Source organism: Pantoea sp. E956-1 (assembly GCF_982223955.1).
This window is the reverse complement of the sequence record NZ_CEUYZP010000007.1, coordinates 121,499-138,541: the sequence shown is the minus strand read 5'-3', so window position 1 is coordinate 138,541 and position 17,043 is coordinate 121,499. Positions and strand designations below refer to the sequence as shown.

Below are 17,043 nucleotides of genomic sequence, written 5' to 3'. Positions count from 1 at the left end.
ATAAACGGATCTCGCTTTTTAACCGCCGCGCTTTTAACCTTCTGCCACATTAACACGCCGTTGATACTCGTTGTCTTATGCTCAGTGACATTCCTGCTCACTGTGTGTCGATGACTATGTCAATTATAACTACTCATGAAACCACGACCGATTCTTCAGCTTCGCTTTTTTTTCAGTTAATTAGTGGAAAATACGTTCCGAATAAACTCTGGTTAAGTAAACGTTTCCGCCTGAAATTTGTGTTAAGAACCTTAATATCACCGCTGACGACGCTGCGTTATCTGGATAAGCTGTCGCATTTACCACAACTTCCTCTGTTGATGAGTACCCAGGGATTGCTGCCTGCCAAGCTGCACCGGCCCTATCTGCGCTCAGGGTTGAGCATTGCTGCCCGTGCGCAGGCGATACTCGATCATTACAGCCTGATGAATAACCTGGAAAATCCTGCACTGCGTCAGCTGCTGCAGAGCGCGACGGATAATCCGCTGGCTACGCTGACCGGTAAAAATGGCGAGACCTTTATTCTCTCCTGCAGTTCCGGATATTTCGATCGGGAAGGGGAAGTGACGCTGGTATTACGTTATAACGACGAAATTATTGCGTCGCTCTCATTTTCTATTCTCAATGAGAATAACCAGCGCACTCTGTTAATTGGTGGATTACAGGGGCCACGTAAACATATTAATAATGAGATGATCCGCGAGGCGACCAAAGCAGCTCACGGTCTCTTTCCGAAACGCCTGTTAATGGAAGCGGTGTTTATTGTTGCGAAGCAGTGCGGCGTGGAAAGTATTCAGGCGGTGGGCGATGAGACTCATGTCTTCCGCAGCCTGCGTTATCGTCACAGCAAAGGGGATAAGTTCTTTGCCAGCTACAGTGAGTTCTGGCTTTCGCTGAGTGGTGAAGCGCGCAAAGATGGCATGTTTACACTGCCGCTGAGTCTGCCGCGTAAAACGCTGGAGGAGATCGCCAGTAAGAAACGGGCAGAGTATCGCCGTCGCTATGAACTGCTGGATGCGCTGGCGGAGCAGGTGTATGCCGCCGCCGGCGATCGCAAAGCCGATGTCGATCAGGCAGCTGCCTGATCGACCCCGTCAGAATGCGGTTTTAGCGAAGCCGGTCATCGCAGTCAGACCCATCTCACGTCCCAGCGCGGTCATTGGATGCACCACCACCAGGCCGCGCACGCTTTTCTTCAGCGCACCCAGATTTGCCTGCTCTTTCTTGGTAATTTCGCGGCTGAAGCCCATTTTCTGCAGCTTCTGCGCCTCGGCACTGAGTTTTTCAACCCGCTGTCCGCGCAGACGCTCAATCTCAATGACCAGCGCTTCTTTCTCTTTCAGCAACGCGCCCAGTTTCTCGACATCACCCGATTCGAGTAACTGTGGCTCTTTGCGGTTCAATGCGTCCAGCTTATCGCTGAGAAGTTTAATTTCGTTCTTTTCTTGCTCTTTCATGACAACAACTCGTTGAGGAAAACAGGCCAAGGATACACCAAATCTGGCGCATATTCCCGCTCAGGTTAAGACGAAAAAGGCGCCGTGATGGCGCCTGACAGGATTAGCTGCCGGACTTTTTAAACGCCTGTTTCATACTGATGCGGGCGATCAGCTCGGTTAGCGACAGGACCATAGTGGATCGCACCATCTGCAGATAGCGCTGCTGCTGCATGCTGCGCAGCTCGGCATCTTCAGTGTGAAACACTGGCGCAGGCGGCCAGGCTGTCACACAGTGCAGCTCACCAAACGGGCCCAGGATCTCATCGTCGGTAAAACGATAATCGCCGCTGTCGTGATTCAGCTCTTCGCGCAACGCCAGCAGCAGCTCACCATCTTCATATTCGTGGCGACTGATTACGCCAAGTCCGTAAATCAGCTTCAGGCGAACCGAGAGTTCGCCCAGAGGACCATTGCCCAGCAGCAGCGGCTCTACGGCATATTTCACCGCATAGTCATCTTTACGGAACACCTGCAGCACCAGCAGATTGACGGCTTCAGCCAATAGCTCAACGGCGGCGATCAGAAAGCTTCTCACCGAACGACCGGCGTTCAGGCGCTCAAGCACCCGGTTCTCAAAAGCCTGCTTCTCTTCCATTATTGCCTGCATGGGTTCTATACCGCCGTTGGGCGCAGGCGAACTGCGCCCGGCTTGCGTCACTAACACGCGCGCATTATGCCATAGCGTGCCAGGCGCTCACCACAGAAGCCACGACTTCGCTGTTGGCATCCAGTCCTGAAATCTCAGCCAGCGTCGCCTGTGGGCCTTTTTCTGCCAGCAGCGTGGCCAGCTCCTGCGCCTGTGGGTCCTGGTCGCTGCGATAGTGCATCGCGGCGGCAATGCCCTGCACCAGGCTGGCGTGCGGCAAACCATACTCCAGCGTGCCCAGCGTCGGCTTGATCAGGCGATCGCCCGCGCTGAGTTTACGCAGCGGCTGACGACCCACACGCTCAACATCATCTTTCAGATAGGGGTTTTCAAAACGGCCCAGTATTTTCTGGATGTAGGCCGCATGTTTATCCGCCTCAAAACCGTAGCGCTTAATCAGCACCGCGCCGCTCTCTTCCATCGCCCCTTTGACCACGGCCCGGATTTTTTCATCAAGGATGGCGTCACGAATGGTCTGGTGACCGGCCAGCTGGCCAAGATAGGCGGTAATCGCGTGACCGGTGTTCAGAGTAAAGAGTTTACGCTCAACAAATGCCATCAGGTTATCGGTCAGTTCCATACCCGGAATCGCAGGCAGGTCGCCTTTAAACTGAGTTTTATCGACGATCCATTCGCTGAAGGTTTCCACGGTCACTTCCAGCGGATCGGTGCTGCCCGCTTCAGAAGGGGGCACGATGCGATCGACAGCGGAATCCACAAAGCCGACATGCTGCTCCAGCCAGGCGTGATAGTGCTCCGGCAGCGCCTTCAGCACATGCTGTTTCAGCTGGCTGGTGCCGCGCACCATATTCTCACAGGCGATAATATTTAGCGGGCGGGTATTGCCGTTGTCACTGCGTTTTGCCAGCCCTTTAGCCACACTGCCGGCAATACGCTCCAGAATCTGCGGACCCACGGCGGTGGTAACGAGATCGACTTCAGAAACCAGAGTGATGATCGCATCGCTGGTGCTGTTTACCGCACTGACGCCTTTAACGGTTTCTGTTTTGGCCTGCTCGCCAACTACATGAACGGGATACTCATGACGCGCGTTCAGTGCATCCAGCACCGTCTGATTCACATCAGCAAAAACCAGTTCGATACCTGCATCAGCCAGTAACTTGCCGATAAAGCCGCGACCAATGTTTCCTGCTCCGAAATGTAACGCTTTCATAATTTTTGACCCATATCAAATGACGATGGGGCGGGCAAACCCGCCCCAGGAAATCGGGACGGGCATGACCGCCCCAGGGAAAATAATTGCTATAAATTACGCGATTGCAGGCTTACCTGACAGCAGATCCAGCACTTCCTGCACGCTGGTGGTGTTCGCCAGCTTCTCAATCACGCTGTCATCATCCAGCGCATTGGTCAGGCTGGTGATCACCTGGATGTGCTCGTTGTTACGGGCAGCAATACCAATCACCAGGCGCGCCACATCGTCCGGCTCTTCGCCGAACAGGACGCCTGCCGGATACTGACAGAACACCACGCCGGTTTTCAGCACGCGATCTTTCGCTTCGACCGTACCGTGCGGCACGGCAATCGACTCACCGAGATAGGTCGGCGTCAGTTTTTCACGCGCCAGCATCGCCTCAACGTATTCAGGCTCAACGTAACCGCCTTTCACCAGCTGTTCGCCAGCAAAGCGAATCGCCTGCTCTTTGTTACTGGCGGTCAGGCCGAGGAAGACGTTATCCGCACCCAGTTTAAACAGGTGTGCGTTGCCTTCATCGTAGCTGTCAGAGAGCGCGGTATTCACCGTTTGACGATGCACATCGCTGCGGTTAGCCGCCACCAGACGCTCGGTCAGGGTGCTGTAGAGCGCGCTGTCGAGGAAGTTGTTCAGCGAGATATGCTGCGCATGCGGAGCCTGGCGGATAGCGCGTTCAGTCAGGTCACGGTGGGTAATCACCAGATCGACATCACCCGGCAGGGCGTTGATCGCGGTATTGGTCACCGACACATTGCTCAGCCCGGCGTCCTGCACTTTCTTACGCAGTACGCCTGCACCCATTGCGCTGGAACCCATACCGGCATCACAGGCGACGATAATTTTACGCACGTGATGCAGTTCAACGCTCATGGCATCGCTGGCGACTGGAGCACCCGCGCCGCTCTGGCCTTTGGACTGCGCTTTCATCTCATGCATGCGCTGGGTCGCGGCTTCGATATCGTCATCTTCTTTGACTTTGCTGGTTTTCAGCAGGATAGCGGACACTACGAAGGAGACGGCGAAGGCCGCAGCGATAGCGGCGATGTTCGCGAAGTAGGCACCTTTTGGCGTCATTGCCAGCACGGCCAGGATAGAACCCGGTGAGGCAGGGGAGACCAGGCCACCGTTCAGCACAGTCAGCGTGAAGACGCCGGTCATACCGCCAAGGATAACCGCCAGCAGCAGGCGAGGGGCCATCAGCACATACGGGAAGTAGATCTCATGGATGCCGCCAAGGAAGTGGATGATTGCCGCACCGCCCGCAGACTGTTTCGCACTGCCACGACCAAAGAACATATAGGCCATCAGCACGCCCATACCCGGACCCGGGTTGGCTTCGATCAGGAAGAAAATGGATTTGCCGGCTTCACTCGCCTGCTGAATACCGAGCGGCGAGAAGATACCGTGGTTAATGGCGTTGTTCAGGAACAGGATTTTCGCGGGTTCGACGAAGATCGAAGTCAGTGGCAGCAGGTTGTTCTGCACCATCAGATTCACGCCTGCGGCGAGAATGTGTGACAGACCTTCTACCAGCGGGCCGATCGCCAGGAACGCCAGCAGTGCCAGTATCATCCCGATAATACCGGCCGAGAAGTTATTAACCAGCATCTCGAAGCCGCTTTTGATTTTGCCGTCAATCGCCCGGTCAAACGACTTGATTGCCCAGCCGCCCAGCGGACCGGCAATCATCGCACCGAGGAACATCGGCATATCAGCACCGACAATCACACCCATGGTGGTAATGGCACCAACCACGCCACCGCGATCGCCGCCCACCAGACGCCCACCGGTGAAACCGATCAGCAGTGGCAGCAGGTAGGTGATCATCGGGCCAACCAGTTTGGCCAGCGTTTCGTTAGGGATCCAGCCAGTTGGAATAAACAGTGCGGTGATGATACCCCAGGCGATAAACGCCCCGATGTTTGGCATCACCATATTACTCAGAAAGCGACCAAAGCTTTGTACTTTGACCTTCACTGATGAGGACATAAACCCACCCCTTATTGAGACGCGCTGCAATAGGAGAGCGCGCTTGTTTTTGTTTAGCCACCCCGACGTAATGCCGGTGGTATTACTGTATGCACGCGGACTCTATCATGCGAATTTGACGCTGCGTAGCGTGCGGGATAAGTGTGATCTACATCACTGATTAAGGGTGGTGGCAGGGGTGTTTAGCGTGACTTTGATCACATTTTAAAGCATGGCTCAGGCTCTTTTGGCTGATTTTTAGACGGGGTGATCGGTTATCTGTGAGGTAAGTCACACTTGTCTGGCGTTGATTTGTTATTTATCTGTGACATAGATCACAAACTATTTTTGGTCGAAAATGCGCCAGATCACACTTCATTCTGCGGATGAGCGGGTGGGAGGAGAAAAGGGAGTGTAACGGGCAGACGATCAACGTCTGCCCGTCAAGCGGGTCTACTGCAGACCACCCTGGACGGCAGCCTGTGCCTGAGGAAGCGCCTGCGAATTGGCGGATAAAGTGCTCATCAGTGCGTTATATTGCGAAGCCTGATCCTGAGTCGGGAACTGCACGCCGCCATCATTGAAGCTGACACGGGTTCCCTGCGTTTGCAGGAAATCGCCGGTCTGCACTGCACCCTGGCTCAGCGCCTGGAGTTTTGGCAGCAGAGGAATCAGCTGATTGGCGGGCACCGTCACCACTTTGTTATAGGCGGTGTCGTAGACTTTTTTCAGGTCATCCGGCTGCTTCAGGGTCGCCTTGCTGCTGTCCGCCTGCATTTTGGCGCTTTCAATCTGCTGGGTGACGATCACCAGTGCGCTGGTCGCCTGACGCAGGGAATCACGACGGCTGAGATAATCCTGCGGAACGCGAATAGCAGAAAGCTCATCCACCACCGGACGCATACCCTGTTCAACCGCTTTGTTCGCCTGCTGCGAGAAGCCATACATGATGGCGTAATCGCTGGCGAAGTTGCCAAAGCTCTGCTTCTGGTTTTCGCTCAGGCTGGGCAGATGCTCGCCGCTGCGCATGACAGTGTTCTGGAGAAAATCGATAAATGCTTTGCGCTGCTCGCCTTCTTTATCACCACATGCGGTGAGTTGCAGCACGATCAGCGCGCCAGCGAGCATAATGCCGCCGCGTGCCATAAGGCGTGTAAGTCCTGAAGCCATAGGGTCAACTCCTGTCGGTGATACTGTCTGATGTCCAGGTAGGAATGGCCTAAAGAATAGAACAAACCCGAGCCACGGCACAACGTGAAACCACCGGTGAAACAGATGCTTTCTGAAACGCCGGTTACAGAAAGGGAATGTCTGCGCCTGAGGGCGTGCTGCGTTCCCTGCCATCGCAGGCTTCAGCGCGCAGAGTTGAAGGAGGGGTTGAGCAGCCTGACACTCACTGTCGCGACCTTAAAACACCACCGCCTGACCATCTTTGCGACTCTCACTGGCCGCAATGTAGAAGCCCTGCGGATCGCGCACTATCGCCTGCGCGCCACCAAAATTGTAATTACTCAGCGGGTCTTCCAGTACCACGTTGTGACCCATGCGGCGCAGCGTACTCAGGGTATTGCGATCGATCGTTGATTCAAACACCACTTCGCGCCCCTGCACCACGCGCCAGCGCGGCGCATCAATCGCGGCCTGTGGATTCTGCTGGTGCAGCATAATGCGCAGCGCCAGCTGAACGTGTCCCTGCGCCTGCATCGGACCGCCCATCACGCCAAATGCCATCAGCGGCTGGCCCTGCTGATCCCGCGCAAAGGCCGGGATGATGGTATGGAGGGGCCGCTTACCGCCCGCCACAACGTTGGGATGCTCTGGATCGAGTGAAAAGCCCGCGCCCCGGTTCTGCAGGCTGATGCCGGTATCGGGTACCACTACGCCGGAGCCAAATCCCATGTAGTTAGACTGAATGAATGAGACCATCATGCCGCTGGCATCACCGGCGGCGACATACACTGTGCCGCTCTGCTGCGGTGATCCAAAGCGGAAATCTCCCGCCTTGTCAGGATCAATTAACGCTGCCCGCTGGCGGATATAGTCGTTGCTGAGCAGGTGTTCAGCCGGAAATTCGAGGTGATCTTCATCGGTGACATAACGGTCCAGATCTACCAGCGCCAGTTTCATCGCCTCGATGGAGAGATGCAGCCACTGCGGGGAATCCGGTGCATAGCGATTGATTTCCCACGCTTCCAGTATGCCAAGTGCGATTAAGGTCGCAATGCCCTGACCATTCGGCGGCAGCTCCTGCACCGATCCTCCGGCAAACGGACGCGACAGCAGGGTAACCCAGTCGGCACGATGGTTTTTCAAATCTTCCAGCGTCAGGGCCGCGCCATGCTCACGGGCGAAGGCTGCCATCTTCTGCGCCAGTGCGCCGCGATAAAAGCTTTCGCCCTGCGTCTCAGCGATTTCCTGCAAGGTACGGGCCTGAGCCGGATTGCGGAACAGCTCGCCAGCACGAGGCGGACGACCCTGCGGCGCAAAACAGTCGCTAAAGCCAGGTTGATCCTGCAGCTTGTCATAGCCGCGCTGCCACAGCTGACCAATCAGCGGTGATACCGGAAAGCCGTCGCGCGCATAGTCAATGGCCGGTTGTGCCAGGGTGGTCAGCGGTAAGGTACCAAAGCGCTGTGCCAGTGTGACCCAGGCCGAGACGGCCCCCGGCACAGTGACGGATTCCCAGCCGGTTTCAGGCATCGCACTAAAATCGGCAAAGCGTTCGGGATGCCAGGCGGCTGGCGATCGGCCTGAGGCGTTTAACCCATGCAGTTCGCTGCCGTCCCAGACAATGGCAAACGCATCGCTGCCGATGCCGTTTCCGGTTGGCTCCAGCACGGTTAAGGCGATGGCGGTGGCGATAGCCGCATCCACGGCGTTACCACCCTGTTGCAGCATCCGTAAACCCGCCTGCGCCGCCAGCGGTTGAGAGGTTGCGACGGCATTACGACCCATCATCGGTACACGATGAGAAGGGTATCCGACGTTAAAATCTGTTTCACGCATCGCTTTTCCTTACAGAGATCAGGTATGGGTTTGGCCCGTCGTCAGTGCGTTATCACGGGGCTGCACTTTTACCGCGCATCAGGTCGATGGTTGCCGGGTAACTGCACCGGCATGAGGCGTCAGCCGTTTCGTTAAGATGACTGTTGATTAATCTGGCGGCAGAGCGCCGTTAAGAATAAAAGATTTACCCGCGCTGCACTGTGAGCCGCCGCGCGCCAGGCCTCAGGCCTCGACCAGGACTATTCTTAATTTAATAAGAAAAGTGAATATATGTGTTCAGGAAGTAAACCATTGGCGTATATTTTGCACTCACTACCTGAAGAGGTGTATTGCCTCACAGAAATGAGAATATGCCAGCTAAAAGTTTGATGGCATCCACATAAATAGCAAACACCATTTGATTTTTTTGCCCACACTGAAGGCCAAAAACTCAACTGCCTCAGCGGGTTAGAGGCGCTGGAACTTTTCCGGCAAACCATAGTTAAAAAAATAATTACAAATTGCGCGGCAAATAGTCAGGTCTCTATCCATACTTAGTCTCCCGGCATTTGTTGCATTGATCTGACATCTTTAAGTCAGTGCACCGCAGGCTGTGTCCCGTAATGGTTTCTCTCATAACAAAAACAAACCCTTGCGGGATCCAGCCTGAAACAGGCCCGGTTTCAGAGTCCTGACTTCAGGCTCGTACCTCTCTACTTTCACGTGCTTCATAGCGAGTTTTTAAGGAGTTCTCTATGGAATTAAAAGACCCGATGTTTGAATTGCTCAGCAGCCTTGAGCAGATTGTTTTGACACGTGATGATCGCGCCGCCGAATTACTTATTCAGCGTCAGCAACCCGCCCAGCCAGAGCCGCAGCGTCTGCGTGAAATGACCGGCATGCAGGTTGATGAGTTTGCAAAAGTAATGGGCGTGAGCGTTTCTTCCGTGAAAAGCTGGGAAGCCCGGCGTACCCGTCCTTCCGCGACGGCGCAGAAATTGATGAAGTTATTGCATGCCAATCCCTATCTGGGACGTCAGTTGCTTGAATAAACCGATATCACGAAAAGAACCCGCCGCTGGCGGGTTTTTTTATGAGCGCAATTCGCTGTATTTAGCTGCCTGCCTGGCAAACCAGCTCTCCGGCACGCTATAGGGCGGCTCCCGCAACTGTGCTAGACCGCTTTCAATAATCGTTGAAGCCTGCCGCCATAACTGCGCATCTCCCTGCTTCAGCAACTCAATCTGTATCTGCTTTTCAACCAGGTAGACCCGCGCAAAGTCGGGATCAAAACGCACAATCGCGCGCGTGTTATCAATAATGTCAGCGAGTTTAATAGTTTGAGCCTCAGGACTGGCACTGGCAGTATGGCGGAAGTGTGCCAGTTTACGGGCCGCCCGATTTTTTGCCGCAGCGGGCGCGCTGTTGGTCAGCATCTCCACCAGGCTTGCCACGTGCGCACCAAAATGGGCTTCAATATCACTCTGTGTGGTTGAGGTATCTTCCACGGTATCGTGCAGCCATGCCGCCGCTAACAACGCGTCGTCATGGCTGACACTGCGCACCAGTTCTGCCACCGCGGCCGGATGAACAATATAAGGCTCATCGGTATATTTGCGGCGCTGACCAGCACTGGCATGTGCCTCGGTGGCGAAGCGACGCGCCTGTTCTTCCAGTGAATCCTGCATGCTTTTTTCCCCTGAACAAAAGTTTGCTTGCAATTATCTAGCGCGCTATCTATATTGATATCCATGAACTGTGATCAAGATGACAAAAAAGTGAAACCGATGCCACTGTTGGTCGATCAGCAACTCTGTTTTGCGCTTTATTCTGCCAACCTGGCGATGAATAAAGTTTATCGTCAGATGCTGAGCCAGCTCGACATTACCTATCCGCAATATCTGGTGATGCTGGTGTTGTGGCAAAAAGATGATGTCACGGTGTCTGAGATTGGCGAGCAGCTTTTTTTAGACTCGGCCACATTAACGCCTTTGCTTAAGCGGCTGGAAAGCGCAGGTCTGATTAACCGGCAGCGCACCCGTCAGGATGAACGGCAGGTAGCAGTAACGCTGACCGAAGCGGGCCGTGCACTGCGCATTAAGGCTGAAGAGATTCCAGAAGCGGTGAAATGTGCCACCGCCTGTGATGATGACGCTCTGCTGGCGCTTAAATTACAGCTGGATGGGTTACGGGATAATCTGAATCAGTCACGATAAACATAGCTGACGGGTGCGCTGCACCCGTTGAACCTCATCGCCTTATTACGGTTAAATAAGTAGTGGGCGATTAAATAGCGTAACGGAGAAATGTCATGTCTTTAGAACAAGTGGTTTACCGCGCCAAAGCCAAAGCAACCGGTGGTCGTGATGGTCGTGCAACCTCTTCTGACGGTGTACTGGACGTGAAACTGGGCGTGCCAAAAGAGATGGGCGGTGCAGGCGGCGAAGTCACTAACCCTGAGCAGCTGTTTGCTGCGGGCTATTCTGCCTGCTTCCTCGGCGCGATGAAGTTTGTGGCGGGCCGTGACAAAATCACCATGCCAAAAGACGCCTGGATCGAAGGTGAAGTGGGTATCGGCCCTATCCCTGATGGCTTTGGTATTGAAGCGACCCTGAACATTCATTTGCCAGAGATGGATGAAGCAGACGCGCAGAAGCTGGTCGATGCGGCGCACATCGTTTGCCCTTACTCAAACGCCACCCGTAACAACATCGATGTCACGCTGAACATTATTCGCTAAGTGTTCTGCGGGCCTGAAACTATCAGGCCCGCATTTTTCTTCCCCTGTCATTCCTCTTTCCTGCTGCTCGCTGCGACAGACTGCGCGGCAATGCCTGCCCGCCGTGTACAAAAAATGTGCTAATCAGGTCGACAAAGATTATTTTCTGGTCTATCAAACGCGACCATGTTTTACTGAGCCACCTCGCGTTATAGCCCATAAATCCGTTCAGAATTTTCCTTCATCTTGTCCGGTCCGCTTATTCAGCGAACTCTGCCGCGTTTCGGCAGTCACATAAAAGATTTGGCCAAGCGCTTCACACCGGAGAAACACCTTTTTTCATGAATTACATTAAAACCCTGACTCAGCAGAAGTTATCGCTCTTGCTGGCGCTCTATCTCGGTATCTTATTGAATTTACCGATTTTCTATCGCCGTTTTGACGGTTTTCTCAGGCACTCTACAATAACGAACTGGCTGACTGCCGTCACCGAGGTGGTGGCCATTGTGGTGCTGACTTTCTTCCTGATGCGTCTGCTGTCGCTGGGAGGAAAGTGGTTTTATCGCGTGCTGGCCACGCTGATTGTGCTGATTTCTGTTGCCGCCGCCTATTACATGGCGTTTTTTAACGTGGTGATTGGCTACGGCATTGTGGCTTCGGTGATGACGACCGACACCGATCTCTCCAGAGAGGTGATTGGTTACCATTTCATCCTGTGGATGGTGCTGGTCAGCGCGCTGCCACTGCTGATGATCTGGCGCAATAAGCTGAGCATGACGCTGAACGAACAGCTGCGTACGCCGGGTCAGCGGCTCAAGCCCACCCTGATCATGCTGCTCTGCGTGGCGCTGGTCTGGCTGCCGATTCGTTTTTTCGACAAGCTGCAGAAGCATAACGAAGAGATCACCAACATCGATCTGCCGAGTTACGGTGGTGTGGTGGCGCACTCTTATCTTCCTTCGAACTGGCTGGCGGCTGTGGGCCTGTTTGCCTGGACCCGTGTGGATGAGTCGCTTAACAGCCAGGAACTGCTGGATCCGGCGAAGAAGTTTACCTACGTCGCGCCTGCCGGGCTGGATGATACCTATGTGGTGTTTGTGATTGGCGAAACCACGCGCTGGGATCACATGGGGATGCTGGGCTATGAGCGTGACACGACGCCAAAGCTGTCGAAAGAGAAGAACCTGGTGGCGTTCCGGGGCGAGTCCTGCGATACCGCGACTAAGCTGTCACTGCGCTGCATGTTCGTGCGCGAAGGCGGCACTATGGATAATCCGGGCCGCACGCTGAAAGAGCAGAATGTGTTTGCGGTGATGAAAGAGCTGGGCTTCACCTCTGAGCTGTTTGCGATGCAGAGCGAAGTCTGGTTCTACGACAACATCAATGCCAACAATTTTGCCTTCCGTGAGCAGATTGGTTCAGAGAAGCGTAATCAGGGCAAAGCGGTGGATGACATGCTGCTGGTACCGGAGATGAAAGCGTCACTGGATCGTTTCCCGAAAGGTAAACATCTGATTGTGTTGCACACTAAAGGTTCGCACTATCTCTATTCACAGCGTTATCCGCGCAGCTTCGCGAAATATCAGCCGGAGTGTATGGGCGTCGATGAGACCTGCAGCAAAGCGCAGTTGATCAACGCTTATGACAACTCGGTGCTGTATGTCGATACCATGCTGGATAGCGTACTGGATCAGCTGCGTGATAAGAAGGCAATCGTCTTCTATGCCGCCGACCACGGTGAGTCAATCAGTGAGAATATGCACCTGCACGGCACGCCGCGTGAGATGGCTCCGCCTGAGCAGTTCCGGGTGCCGATGATCGTCTGGGCGTCAGATAAGTATCTGGAAGACAGCCAGAACCGCAGCAACTTTGAACGTCTGCAGGCGCAGCAGCGCGTGGGCCGGACCCATCGCCACGTTGAGTTGTTCGATACCATCCTGGGCTGTCTGGGTTATACCTCACCAGATGGCGGCATTAACCCGGCCAACAACTGGTGTCAGGCACCGGCGAAAGGTCAGGCTAAACCGCTGTAATAGTGCCCGAAAAGGGTAAAGCAGGCGGTTGATTCCGGGTAACCGCGTGCTTTCCAGGCGATTGGCGGTAAAAGCTTAAAAAGCGGTTGACGCTGATCGGGGGTAGCAGTAACATGCGCCCCCATCGGCGAGTAGCGCAGCTTGGTAGCGCAACTGGTTTGGGACCAGTGGGTCGGAGGTTCGAATCCTCTCTCGCCGACCATATTTAAGAAACCTGTCTGAAAAGACAGGTTTTTTTTCGTCTGTATAAAAGTGGATGAAAGATACGGATTTACCGTTGAGCGGGCTTCAGGGAGCATACGCCAGGCAGACGCTGGGAGCCTCAGACGGCTAACAGATCCAAACCCGAGTGACTCTGACAGCAATGAACAATTTCAAGGCGCAGGGAACACGGGCAGAGGAGGAAAGCGTCCCACGCCATGGACGGCGTGGGCCGAGCGTCCAGGGAGGGTTTAAGCGCCTTTCCGATCTGACCGTGTTCCCGAAGCCGTCTCGATCTGACAGCCATTCATGCCACATCCTCTTCCCTGAACCTTCCCCCGCTTTCAGCCTCTGGCTATCATTTTCCAGAAAGTTCCAGTAAACCCCTTCCAACGCGCATTCTCTTTGCCAGCCGTTGTTATCATCACTAACCCGCTGGCAGGCCTTGCTATACAAGAGATGCGATCATAATTCGCGACACATTCTTCTTATGACCGAAAGCGGCAACATGCTGATTTCTTATGCTTCTTTACCAGCATATTCCGCTGGATGAACGTCATAACGCACGGTGAATCGTTCAGTTATTCAACATTTACCGGTAAAAGTTTTAAGTTTTTTAGCGGTGAGAATCACTAGCGATAGAACAACCATCCAGCACAATGCACGGAAATCATGCCTGTAGCACTGTGCATTGTGTGGCTTTTAGACCGAAAGGGTTTTTATTACCGTTGCATGCTATCCCTCACACTCTGTGTAAATAAGTAACCGTTGTATTGACGTTCTTTGCAACTGTTGACAAATTGATGCGTCAATAAACGCGCAGTTACGGAATTTTCTGAATGCATCATCTGCATCAGAAAAAACAAAAAAACGTAGCGCGCGTTAACCACCCGTTCGGTGGTACGCCTGAACCGCATAAAAAAATCAGAGGTCGGGCAATACACACAACATCACATCACAATGGAGCAAAAGCATGATCAACTCCCTGGCTAAATCCGGGATGCTGAAGGTCGGTCTGAGCCTGATTGCTATGACTGTCGCCGCCGGTGTTCAGGCAAAAACCCTCGTTTACTGTTCTGAAGGTTCTCCGGAAGGCTTTAACCCGCAGTTGTTCACCTCGGGCACCACCTACGATGCCAGCTCACGTCAGATCTACAACCGACTGGTTGAGTTCACTATCGGCACCACTGAACTGCACGCTGCGCTGGCAGAGAAGTGGGATGTCAGTGAAGACGGTAAAACGTATACCTTCCACCTGCGCAAAGGCGTGAAGTGGCAGACCACCAAAGATTTCAAACCAACGCGCGACTTCAATGCGGATGATGTGGTGTTCACCTTTGAGCGCCAGCTCGATAAAAACAACGCCTATCACGGCGTCTCCGGCGGCAGCTACGAATATTTCGAAGGCATGGATATGCCGAAGCTGATCAGCAAAATTGAAAAAGTGGACGAGAACACCGTACGCTTTGTGCTGACGCGTCCTGAATCGCCATTCCTTGCTGACCTCGGCATGGACTTCGCCTCGATTCTGTCGAAAGAGTACGCTGACAACATGCTGAAAGCGGGCACCCCGCAAAACGTCGACCTGAACCCGGTCGGTACCGGTCCGTTCCAGCTGCTGCAGTACCAGAAAGATTCGCGCATCCTTTACAAAGCTAACCCGGACTACTGGGGCACCAAGCCGAAAATCGATCGCTTAGTCTTCTCCATTACCCCGGATGCTTCAGTGCGTTACGCCAAGCTGCAGAAGGGCGAATGTCAGGTCATGCCTTATCCAAACCCGGCTGACATCGCGCGTATGAAGCAGGACAAAAACATCAACCTGTATGAGCAGGCTGGCCTGAACGTCGGCTATCTGTCGTACAACGTTGAGAAAAAACCGCTGGATAACCTGAAAGTGCGTCAGGCACTGACCATGGCGGTCAACAAAAAGGCGATTATCGAAGCCGTTTATCAGGGTGCAGGTCAGCCTGCTAAAAACCTGATCCCACCAACGATGTGGGGCTATAACGACGACGTGAAAGATTACGCCTACGATCCTGAGAAAGCTAAAGCGCTGCTGAAAGAAGCGGGCATGGCAGACGGCTTCTCAATCGACCTGTGGGCAATGCCGGTTCAGCGTCCGTACAACCCGAATGCACGCCGCATGGCTGAGATGATTCAGAGCGACTGGGCGAAGATTGGCGTCAAAGCCAAAATCGTCACCTACGAGTGGGGCGAATATCTGAAGCGCGCTAAAGCGGGTGAACACCAGACCGTCATGATGGGCTGGACCGGCGACAATGGGGATCCGGATAACTTCCTGGCCACCCTGTTCAGCTGTTCAGCGGCAAAAGATGGCTCTAACTACTCGCGCTGGTGTGATAAATCCTTTGAGGATCAGATTCAGCCAGCTCGCGCCACCGCCGATCAGGCGAAGCGCATCGAGTACTACAAACAGGCACAGGTTGTGATGCATGACCAGGTACCGGCGCTGATGATCGCGCACTCAACGGTATACGAACCGGTCAGCAAGAAAGTCTCCGGGTACAAAGTCGATCCGCTGGGCGGACACTACTTTGCTCAGGTAGACATTAAAGAATAATTGTCGCCTTTTCCGGGGCGGCTGTGCGTCGCCCCGGCTTTATCTCCCTGTTTTACTGGAAACGGTAGAGGCGCAGCCTGTCTGCGTCGCGGTCGGGCTTACCCGATCGTCAGATGTAAGCAATAACTACCCTCGCGGCGACGGTCGCGCGGACAAGAGAGAACCCGGATTATGCTGCAGTTCATACTCCGACGTCTGGGCCTTGTCATCCCAACGTTTATCGGTATTACATTACTCACCTTCGCATTTGTTCACATGATCCCCGGCGATCCGGTACTGATCATGGCGGGCGAACGCGGTATTTCTCCTGAACGCCATGCACAGTTAATGGCGCTGTTAGGTCTGGATCAGCCGCTGTGGAAACAGTACCTGAACTACATTAACGGCGTATTACATGGTGACCTGGGCATTTCACTTAAGAGCCGCATCCCGGTCTGGGATGAGTTTGTTCCGCGCTTCAAAGCGACGCTGGAACTCGGCATCTGCGCCATGATATTTGCCGTGGCCATTGGTATCCCGGTTGGGGTCATGGCTGCCGTGAAGCGGGGGTCGATTTTCGATCACACCGCCGTGGGAATCTCACTGACCGGCTACTCGATGCCGATCTTCTGGTGGGGCATCATGCTGATCATGCTGGTCTCGGTACAGCTCAACCTGACACCGGTTTCCGGGCGGGTCGGCGACACCGTCTTCCTGGATGACACCATGCCGCTGACCGGCTTTATGCTGATCGATACCTTCTTCTGGGGGGAGCCGGGCGACTTCCACGATGCGGTGATGCACATGATTCTGCCTGCCATCGTGCTCGGCACCATTCCGCTGGCGGTGATTGTGCGAATGACGCGATCGGCGATGCTCGAAGTGCTGGGTGAAGATTACATCCGTACTGCGCGTGCCAAAGGCCTGACGCGGATGCGCGTGATCGTAGTGCATGCGCTGCGAAACGCCATGCTGCCAGTGGTCACGGTAATCGGCCTGCAGGTCGGCACCTTGCTGGCCGGGGCGATTCTGACCGAAACCATCTTCTCGTGGCCGGGCCTGGGTCGCTGGTTGATTGAAGCATTGCAGCGCCGTGACTATCCGGTGGTGCAGGGCGGGGTGCTGCTGACAGCAGTACTGATTATTGTGGTCAACCTGCTGGTTGATCTGCTGTATGGCGTGGTTAACCCGCGCATACGTCATAAGAAATAAG

14 protein-coding genes and 1 tRNA gene are annotated in these 17,043 nt (G+C 54.3%); 8 read left to right on the top strand and 7 right to left on the bottom strand.

All coding sequences use genetic code 11. The annotated features are described in order from the left end of the window. The first annotated feature begins 116 nt into the window (after positions 1-116). On the top strand, positions 117-1,085 hold the full coding sequence (locus AC0T7J_RS17270; protein ID WP_473795498.1) for a VirK/YbjX family protein: 969 nt from the start codon (positions 117-119) through the stop codon (positions 1,083-1,085). A 9-nt stretch (positions 1,086-1,094) separates the two neighbouring features. On the opposite strand, the gene AC0T7J_RS17265 is transcribed toward AC0T7J_RS17270, so the two are convergent. The 6 genes from AC0T7J_RS17265 to AC0T7J_RS17240 all read right to left on the bottom strand — a co-directional run bounded on the left by AC0T7J_RS17265 (position 1,095) and on the right by AC0T7J_RS17240 (position 8,335). After that, positions 1,095-1,457 carry a YibL family ribosome-associated protein gene (locus tag AC0T7J_RS17265; RefSeq protein ID WP_003848030.1) on the bottom strand — a complete coding sequence of 121 codons (363 nt, stop codon included), beginning with the start codon at positions 1,455-1,457 and terminating at the stop codon, positions 1,095-1,097. A gap of 103 nt (positions 1,458-1,560) precedes the next feature. Next, positions 1,561-2,106 (bottom strand): mannitol operon repressor MtlR, encoded by a 546-nt coding sequence (gene mtlR, locus AC0T7J_RS17260; RefSeq protein ID WP_133248908.1) that lies wholly within the window; start codon positions 2,104-2,106, stop codon positions 1,561-1,563. A 64-nt stretch (positions 2,107-2,170) separates the two neighbouring features. After that, positions 2,171-3,319: a mannitol-1-phosphate 5-dehydrogenase gene (gene mtlD / locus AC0T7J_RS17255; protein ID WP_473795496.1), complete on the bottom strand. Its 1,149-nt coding sequence runs from the start codon at positions 3,317-3,319 to the stop codon at positions 2,171-2,173. Positions 3,320-3,415: 96 nt separating this feature from the next. Next, entirely contained in the window at positions 3,416-5,350 is a 1,935-nt protein-coding gene (locus AC0T7J_RS17250) for a PTS mannitol transporter subunit IICBA (RefSeq protein ID WP_010257448.1), read from the bottom strand. A 432-nt stretch (positions 5,351-5,782) separates the two neighbouring features. Beyond that, on the bottom strand, positions 5,783-6,499 hold the full coding sequence (locus AC0T7J_RS17245; protein WP_010671639.1) for a DUF3053 domain-containing protein: 717 nt from the start codon (positions 6,497-6,499) through the stop codon (positions 5,783-5,785). A 237-nt stretch (positions 6,500-6,736) separates the two neighbouring features. Beyond that, positions 6,737-8,335, bottom strand: coding sequence for a gamma-glutamyltransferase family protein (locus AC0T7J_RS17240; RefSeq protein WP_473795494.1), 1,599 nt, complete (start codon positions 8,333-8,335; stop codon positions 6,737-6,739). 734 nt (positions 8,336-9,069) lie between these two features. On the opposite strand from AC0T7J_RS17240, the gene AC0T7J_RS17235 reads away from it, so the two are divergent. After that, positions 9,070-9,366 carry an HTH-type transcriptional regulator gene (locus AC0T7J_RS17235; RefSeq protein ID WP_010257438.1) on the top strand — a complete coding sequence of 99 codons (297 nt, stop codon included), beginning with the start codon at positions 9,070-9,072 and terminating at the stop codon, positions 9,364-9,366. 39 nt (positions 9,367-9,405) lie between these two features. On the opposite strand, the gene AC0T7J_RS17230 is transcribed toward AC0T7J_RS17235, so the two are convergent. After that, positions 9,406-10,002: an HD domain-containing protein gene (locus AC0T7J_RS17230; RefSeq protein ID WP_473795492.1), complete on the bottom strand. Its 597-nt coding sequence runs from the start codon at positions 10,000-10,002 to the stop codon at positions 9,406-9,408. A gap of 63 nt (positions 10,003-10,065) precedes the next feature. Between AC0T7J_RS17230 and AC0T7J_RS17225 the strand changes: the two genes are divergently transcribed. The 6 genes from AC0T7J_RS17225 (at position 10,066) to dppB (ending at position 17,042) form a co-directional block, all read left to right on the top strand. Next, positions 10,066-10,530 (top strand): MarR family winged helix-turn-helix transcriptional regulator, encoded by a 465-nt coding sequence (locus AC0T7J_RS17225; RefSeq protein ID WP_473795490.1) that lies wholly within the window; start codon positions 10,066-10,068, stop codon positions 10,528-10,530. A gap of 95 nt (positions 10,531-10,625) precedes the next feature. Further along, positions 10,626-11,054, top strand: a complete 429-nt coding sequence (locus AC0T7J_RS17220; protein WP_473795489.1) for an organic hydroperoxide resistance protein — start codon at positions 10,626-10,628, stop codon at positions 11,052-11,054. A gap of 320 nt (positions 11,055-11,374) precedes the next feature. Beyond that, the gene (eptB, locus tag AC0T7J_RS17215; protein WP_473795487.1) at positions 11,375-13,066 is read left to right on the top strand and encodes a kdo(2)-lipid A phosphoethanolamine 7''-transferase; all 1,692 of its coding nucleotides are present in this window, start codon (positions 11,375-11,377) and stop codon (positions 13,064-13,066) included. Positions 13,067-13,191: 125 nt separating this feature from the next. Next, positions 13,192-13,268: transfer RNA gene (locus AC0T7J_RS17210), tRNA-Pro, on the top strand. Between the two features lie 972 nt (positions 13,269-14,240). After that, entirely contained in the window at positions 14,241-15,851 is a 1,611-nt protein-coding gene (dppA, locus tag AC0T7J_RS17205; RefSeq protein ID WP_010671642.1) for a dipeptide ABC transporter periplasmic-binding protein DppA, read from the top strand. A gap of 171 nt (positions 15,852-16,022) precedes the next feature. Beyond that, positions 16,023-17,042 carry a dipeptide ABC transporter permease DppB gene (gene dppB, locus AC0T7J_RS17200; protein WP_010257427.1) on the top strand — a complete coding sequence of 340 codons (1,020 nt, stop codon included), beginning with the start codon at positions 16,023-16,025 and terminating at the stop codon, positions 17,040-17,042. Position 17,043 lies beyond the last annotated feature (1 nt).

Bases quoted from the DNA above. Each gene is read 5' to 3' on its own strand.
- eptB (WP_473795487.1), top strand. From the start codon at position 11,375: ATGAATTACATTAAAACCCTGACTCAGCAGAAGTTATCGCTCTTGCTG.
- AC0T7J_RS17245 (WP_010671639.1), bottom strand. From the start codon at position 6,499: ATGGCTTCAGGACTTACACGCCTTATGGCACGCGGCGGCATTATGCTC.
- AC0T7J_RS17270 (WP_473795498.1), top strand. From the start codon at position 117: ATGTCAATTATAACTACTCATGAAACCACGACCGATTCTTCAGCTTCG.
- mtlD (WP_473795496.1), bottom strand. From the start codon at position 3,319: ATGAAAGCGTTACATTTCGGAGCAGGAAACATTGGTCGCGGCTTTATC.
- dppA (WP_010671642.1), top strand. From the start codon at position 14,241: ATGATCAACTCCCTGGCTAAATCCGGGATGCTGAAGGTCGGTCTGAGC.
- AC0T7J_RS17265 (WP_003848030.1), bottom strand. From the start codon at position 1,457: ATGAAAGAGCAAGAAAAGAACGAAATTAAACTTCTCAGCGATAAGCTG.
- AC0T7J_RS17250 (WP_010257448.1), bottom strand. From the start codon at position 5,350: ATGTCCTCATCAGTGAAGGTCAAAGTACAAAGCTTTGGTCGCTTTCTG.
- AC0T7J_RS17220 (WP_473795489.1), top strand. From the start codon at position 10,626: ATGTCTTTAGAACAAGTGGTTTACCGCGCCAAAGCCAAAGCAACCGGT.
- AC0T7J_RS17225 (WP_473795490.1), top strand. From the start codon at position 10,066: ATGAACTGTGATCAAGATGACAAAAAAGTGAAACCGATGCCACTGTTG.
- mtlR (WP_133248908.1), bottom strand. From the start codon at position 2,106: ATGCAGGCAATAATGGAAGAGAAGCAGGCTTTTGAGAACCGGGTGCTT.
- AC0T7J_RS17235 (WP_010257438.1), top strand. From the start codon at position 9,070: ATGGAATTAAAAGACCCGATGTTTGAATTGCTCAGCAGCCTTGAGCAG.
- dppB (WP_010257427.1), top strand. From the start codon at position 16,023: ATGCTGCAGTTCATACTCCGACGTCTGGGCCTTGTCATCCCAACGTTT.
- AC0T7J_RS17240 (WP_473795494.1), bottom strand. From the start codon at position 8,335: ATGCGTGAAACAGATTTTAACGTCGGATACCCTTCTCATCGTGTACCG.
- AC0T7J_RS17230 (WP_473795492.1), bottom strand. From the start codon at position 10,002: ATGCAGGATTCACTGGAAGAACAGGCGCGTCGCTTCGCCACCGAGGCA.